Here is a 5413-nt window from a genome sequence, read left to right as displayed (position 1 = left end):
CCCCCACGACTGGGCACGTTCCGATATATTACTCACCCGTTCGCCACTCGCCACCAGGATTGCTCCCGTGCTGCCGTTCGACTTGCATGTGTAAGGCATGCCGCCAGCGTTCAATCTGAGCCAGGATCAAACTCTATAGTTTAATCACTGCAATAATTTCAACTCCCCGCAACCAACTGACGTCGGCCGCGGGAAGAAAACTCATAAAAACGGAATTGATGAAAAATCTTGACGATTTCACATTTTCTATCTCCATGAGCGTTTAAGGTCAGAAGACCTGGCTGGTTGACTTGCATCAACTTCGCCTGGCAATCGCCTTCAAACGCCCATACTTATCGGCTGTAAATTTTTAATGATCCTGACTACCCGCTCAGCAGCTTGGCCGCTTCGCCTTTCGTCGTTAGCTGTAATCAGCTGAGCCTCAAATTATATACCGGTTTTTTTAACCAGGTCAAATAAATTTGAAATTTTTTGACTTTCTAACCAAGGCATCTGCGCCAACTTGCCGCTTCATTCAGAAGCTGTTTCATCAGCGCAGCCATAGACTATAGCACGGGTTTTCCCGCCTCGCAAACATCCTTCAAAAAGTTTTTGCATGGCGGCAAACCCGCCGCTGGAGCCCTGCTAACCAGAGGCCAGCGGCAGTGATCGGAGCCGCTTCCCGGTCAGGACAAACAGGGCGCCAGCCAGCGCCGGCGCCAGAGGCGGCACGCCGGGTTCGCCCACACCACCCGGCGGCCGGCTGCTGGGCACGGCATAGGTAAAAACCCGAGGCGCCTCGGCCAGTTGAAGCATTCGGTAGTCGGGGAAGTTCTTTTGCCGGACCACGCCGCCCTCGATGTCCACCTGGCCATACAAGGCGGCCGTCAGCGCAAAAACCACCGCCCCCTCCATCTGCTGCGCCACGATGCCCGGATTGATGACGGTGCCGCAATCGATGGCGCACACCACGCGATGCACGCGGGGGCTGCCCTTCGCTACAGACACCTCCACCACCTGGGCCACGATGGAGCCAAACGACTCGTGCAGGGCGATGCCGCGCGCCTGTCCCGCTGACAGCGGCCCGCCCCATCCGGCCTTGGTGGCGGCCAGATCCAGCACCGCGAGGTGGCGCGGGGCGTCTTTTAACAGGGCGCGCCTGAAAGCCAGCGGATCCTGCCTGGCATCCCAGGCCAGCTCGTCCATGAAGCCTTCCGAGAAAAAGGCATTGTGCGAATGCCCGACCGAGCGCCAGAAGCCCACCGGCACACCCATGCGGGTGGCCACATGGGACATTTTTTGGTGGGCAAAGCCGTAGGGCAGGTCGAACAGGCCTTCCGCGGTGGTTTTGTCGGGCGTATCGACCGGCCCGGACAGCGCCGGCAGGCCGCGCGCCATCCAGCGCGGCGTGATGGCGTCGCCCGCCGACTTGATGCGCAGGCTGGTGACCTGACCCGCCGCATCGACCGCAGCGCGCAGCCTGGCGACATGCATGGGCCGGTAAAAGTCGTGCGTGCTGTCTTCTTCGCGCGACCAGATCAGTTGCACCGGCCGGCCGCCGCATTCCATGGCCACCCGCACCGCCTGGGCCACAAAGTCCACCTCCAGCCGCCGCCCAAAACCGCCGCCCAGCAAGGTCACGGTCAGGTTGACGTCTTCCAGCGCCACCCCGGCCACGCGCGCGGCAATGGCGGCCGCCATTTGCGGCACCTGGGTCGGTAGCCACAGCTGCACCTTGCCGTCCCTGACCTGCGCGGTGCAGTTCATGGGCTCCAGCGTCGCGTGGGCCAGGTAGGGCGCGCGGTACAGCGCCTCGATCTTGCGCGGGGCGACGGCTTCCGCGGCGTCGACTTCGCCTGTACTGTAGAAAGTAAAGCCTTCTTCGCGCCCCAGGGCGGCTTCCAGCCCTTTTTCAATCTGCCGGCTGTCGAGTGCGCCGGCCGGGCGCTGCTGCCAGTCCACCGGCACCGCCAGCGCCGCCTGCTGGGCATGCCACCAGGTTTTGCCGACCATGGCAAAGCCGGCGGTCGAGCCGGCATAGGCCGGCAGTCGCACCATGCGCTCCACGCCCGGCTGCGCCAGCGCGGCGCCCGCGTTGATGGCCCCGGCCGAGCCGCCCAGCATGGGGCACAGGCGCACCGCGGCAAACAGCATGCCCGGCAGGCGCACATCCAGCCCAAATACCGCAGTGCCGTTCACCTTGGCGGGCAGGTCCCGGCGCGGGGCGCTCTGGCCAATCAGCGTCCAGTCCTTGCGATGCTTCAGGCTGACTTCGCCGGGCGGCGTGGCGGCGGCGAACTTCGCCAGTTCGCCGTAATGCGCGGATCGCCCGGAAGAATGGGAAATGACGCCGTCCTTCACCGTCAGCTCATCGACCGGCAGCCGCCAGCCGAGCGACGCCGCGCCCAGCAGCGAGGCGCGGGCGGTCGCCGCCGCCGTGCGCAGCACGTCCCAGGCGTCGGCCACGCTGGACGAACCGCCGGTGGCATTGATGCCCAGCTCGCGCGCGATCTTGCCCACCATCCATTCCCCCATCCTGACGCTGGTCGGCTGCACCCGGGGCGCGCCCTCTGCCGCGTAAGTATCCATTTCCAGCGGATGAAACGGCAGGCTGGCCACCAGCATGGCGACGTTGCCGTAAATCGTGTCGGCACCGGCTTGTTCCAGGCTGACGCGCGCCAGCGGCACATCCAGCTCCTCGGCCACCAGCATGGCCAGCGCGGTATGAACGCCCTGCCCCATCTCGCTGCGCGGCATCGCCAGCACCACCGCGCCGTCGGCGGCGATCTTGATCCAGCCGTTGAGCACCACCCCGGTCAACTCGGTCGAGTCATCGAGCCCGCCGGTCTGCCAGGGCCGGGCCGCGCTGCCCAGCCGGGACCGGGCCGGCAGCACGCTCCAGCCCACCACCAGCGCCCCTGCCGCGCCCGCAGCACTTAATAGCCAGGTTCTTCTTTTCATGCCGAGACCTTGGCGGCCGGCTCGACGCTCGCCATGCCGGCGGCCCGCTTGATCGCCAGCCGGATCCGCTGGTAGGTGCCGCAGCGGCAGATATTGGTCATGGCCGCGTCGATGTCGGCATCGCTGGGTTGCGGCGTTTTGTCGAGCAGGGCGGCCGCCGCCATCAGCATGCCGCTCTGGCAATAGCCACACTGCGGCACCTGCTCGGCAATCCAGGCCTGCTGCAGGGGATGCGGCCTGTCGGGCGTGCCCAGCGCTTCTATGGTCTGGATGCGTTTGCCCAGCACCGTGGACACCGGCGTGACGCAGGAGCGAACCGCCTGGCCGTCCACCCGCACGGTGCAGGCGCCGCAAGCCGCCACGCCGCAGCCAAACTTGGTGCCGGTCAGGTTCAGCAGGTCGCGCAGCAGCCACAGCAGCGGCATGGCCGGGTCGGCATTGACCGGCACCAGCTTGCCGTTGAGGTCCAGTTTGAGGGATGCGTCCACGCCACGTACTCCTTGAAGACCTGCCACTATAGCCAGCAAACCGCAGGCCCAAAACCGCGGAGTTCAGCATGCGAAACCCCGCACCCGGATAATCCCTAGCCTATATGGCACTTATTACTCTTTTAGACGCTCAGCTCGCTTTTGGGCATGTCGCCCTGCTCGACCACGCAGATTTCGCCTTGGAGGCCAACCAGCGCATTGGCCTGATTGGCCGCAATGGCACCGGCAAGTCCTCGCTGCTGAAGATTCTGGCGGGCATCGACAAACCCGACGACGGCACCCTGCAGCTGCAGCAAAACCTGCGCATTGCCTATGTGCCGCAGGAACCCAGCCTGGACCCGCATGCTACGGTTTTCATAGCTGCCAGCGCAGGACTGGCAAGGACCAGGCATGTCGTTGAGCAATATCTGGCGGCCGACGAACACACCGACCTGGACGCCCTGCAATCGGAAATCGAGGCGCTGGACGGCTGGAACTGGGAGCAGCGCGTCGAGGAAACCCTGCACCGCCTGCACCTCGACAAAGACGCCATCGTCGGCTCACTGTCGGGCGGCACCAAAAAACGCGTGGCGCTGGCGCAGGCGCTGGTGGCCAAGCCCGACGTGCTGCTGCTCGACGAGCCGACCAACCACCTGGACCTGGACTCGATTGCCTGGCTCGAAGACCTGCTGGTCAATTTCAACGGCAGCATCATCACCATCACCCACGACCGGGCCTTTCTGGACCAGGTTGCCACCGTCATCGTGGAGCTGGACCGCGGCAAGCTGCGCCCCTACCCCGGCAACTTTGCGCAGTATTTGATCCAGAAAGAAGAGCAGATGGCGCAGGAAGCCGTCATCTTCGCCAAGGCCGACAAGCTGCTGGCGCAGGAAGAAGTGTGGATTCGCAAGGGCGTGGAAGCGCGCCGCACCCGCAGCGTGGCCCGCATTGGCCGGTTAGAGGCGCTGCGCGACAACCGCGCGGCGCGCCGCGATGCGGTCGGCCGCGTCAACCTCGACGTGTCGAGCGGCGAGAAAAGCGGCAAGATCGTGGCCGAACTGACCGAGGTGTCGAAAAGCTTTGGCCACCCGGGCAGCGAAAAAATCATCGTCAACCGTTTCACCGGCACCTTGCTGCGCGGTGACAAGATTGGCCTGCTGGGCCCCAATGGCGCCGGCAAGACCACCTTGCTCAAGCTGATTCTGGGCGAGCTGCAGCCCGACGTCACCGTGCCGCCCGGCAAGATCCGCCAGGGCGCGAATCTGCAGGTGGCTTACTTTGACCAGATGCGCGACAGCCTGGACCTGGACGCGACGCTGGAAGACTTCATCAGCCCGGGCAGCGAGTGGGTCGAGATCAACGGCCAGAAAAAGCACGTCAAGAGCTATCTGACCGACTTTCTGTTTTCGCCGCAGCGCGCCAACTCCCCGGTGCGCACCTTGTCGGGCGGCGAGCGCAACCGGCTGCTGCTGGCGCGCCTGTTTGCGCGGCCGGCCAACGTGCTGGTGCTGGACGAGCCGACCAATGACCTGGACATCGACACGCTGGAGCTGCTGGAAGACCTGCTGCAAAACTACGAGGGCACGGTGTTCCTGGTCAGCCATGACCGGCGCTTCCTGGACAACGTGGTCACCAGCACCATTGCCTACGAGGGCACGCCCGAGAACCCCGGCTTCTGGCGCGAGTACGAGGGCGGCGTGACCGACTGGATCACCCAGTCCAGGCGCGCCGCGCAAATCACCGGCAGCGGCGCCAAAACCTCGGCGGCCGCCCCCAGCGCCAAAAATACCGGCAAAAACCCGCCCAAGCCCAATCAGGATGCGCCTGATGCGCTATCAAAAAAGAAACTGAGCTACAAGGACCAACGCGAACTCGACGGCCTGCCGGCACTGATCCAGCAGCTCGAAGCGCAGCAAAAGGCGATAGCGCAGGAGCTGTTTGACGGCACGCTGTACACCAGCAACGCCAAACGTGCGGCCGAGCTGAACGCGCGCAACAGCAAGATC

General features: G+C 64.5%; 3 protein-coding genes and 1 rRNA gene. 1 reads left to right on the top strand and 3 read right to left on the bottom strand.

Annotated features, from left to right (window positions below; genetic code table 11):
- The 3 genes from RMO23_RS08985 to RMO23_RS08975 form a co-directional block, all read right to left on the bottom strand.
- Positions 1-142, bottom strand: a 16S ribosomal RNA gene (locus tag RMO23_RS08985); the annotation flags it as partial.
- Between the two features lie 482 nt (positions 143-624).
- A complete protein-coding gene (locus tag RMO23_RS08980; RefSeq protein ID WP_309680639.1) occupies positions 625-2940 on the bottom strand; it encodes a molybdopterin cofactor-binding domain-containing protein in 2316 nt (771 codons plus the stop codon).
- Positions 2937-3428: a 2Fe-2S iron-sulfur cluster-binding protein gene (locus RMO23_RS08975; RefSeq protein WP_309680637.1), complete on the bottom strand. Its 492-nt coding sequence runs from the start codon at positions 3426-3428 to the stop codon at positions 2937-2939. The genes RMO23_RS08980 and RMO23_RS08975 overlap by 4 nt, the downstream gene beginning before the upstream one ends.
- A gap of 104 nt (positions 3429-3532) precedes the next feature.
- Between RMO23_RS08975 and RMO23_RS08970 the strand changes: the two genes are divergently transcribed.
- On the top strand, positions 3533-5413 hold a 1881-nt coding region (locus RMO23_RS08970; RefSeq protein WP_309680636.1), incomplete at its 3' end, for an ATP-binding cassette domain-containing protein.

Source organism: Polaromonas sp. (genome assembly GCF_031411155.1).
Taxonomy (GTDB): Bacteria; Pseudomonadota; Gammaproteobacteria; order Burkholderiales; family Burkholderiaceae_C; genus Polaromonas.
This window is presented reverse-complemented; position numbering and strand designations above follow the sequence as displayed.

Excerpts from the sequence above, each read along its gene's own strand:
- RMO23_RS08980 (WP_309680639.1), bottom strand. The coding sequence starts at position 2,940 with ATGAAAAGAAGAACCTGGCTATTAAGTGCTGCGGGCGCGGCAGGGGCG.